1 protein-coding gene is annotated in these 562 nt (G+C 66.2%); it reads left to right on the top strand.

All coding sequences use genetic code 11. The features are described 5' to 3' along the window. Positions 1 to 322: hypothetical protein (locus tag IE145_RS33205; protein WP_229826036.1), on the top strand; the 322-nt coding region annotated here is incomplete at its 5' end. Between the last annotated feature and the right edge of the window lie 240 nt (positions 323 to 562).

Here is a 562-nt window from a genome sequence, read left to right as displayed (position 1 = left end):
TCGGACCCGATCAACATGGTTCAGCCCGCTTCGCGAAGATCATTTCGCTGAGAAAACCTCAATCGTTGCTTTGATCATGAAGAGAATCATTGCTGCTGCCGCGCTCGCCCTCGCGGGCTGCGCCCTTGCCGCCCCTGCTCACGCCGATACCGCCCCGGTCGACGGTCCGGTCAACGCGACCGAAGAGTGGGACTTCGCGACCCCCGTCGGTCCCGCACAGGAGATCGCTAAGGTCCCGGTTCTCAGCCCCTACCTCGGGGTCCAGAAGAACAACGCGGCCAACGGCAACGTCCTGGACCACGCCCGCATCCCGAGCGCGTAACCCCCTGCACCGCCGCGGCCCCACCGGCGAAGGCCTGATCGTCATCCGGCCCGGCGAGGGCGGCGGCTACTGGCTGCCTGGCGGCGATTTCTGACGCACCCCGCAAGCCACGGAAAAGACGCTGGCCCGCGGTCACGCCATCGGCGCCGGGGCCCCGTCATGTGAAGGCTGGGCGGCCGGCGCCTCAGAAAGTGTTGGGTAACTGATCAACTGCTGCTTGTAGTCGACGGCGGTGATCTT

Source organism: Streptomyces sindenensis, assembly GCF_014649035.1.
Lineage (GTDB): Bacteria > Actinomycetota > Actinomycetes > Streptomycetales > Streptomycetaceae > Streptomyces > Streptomyces sindenensis.
The sequence above is the reverse complement of the archived record's forward strand: the minus strand, read 5'-3'. Positions and strand labels throughout refer to the sequence as shown.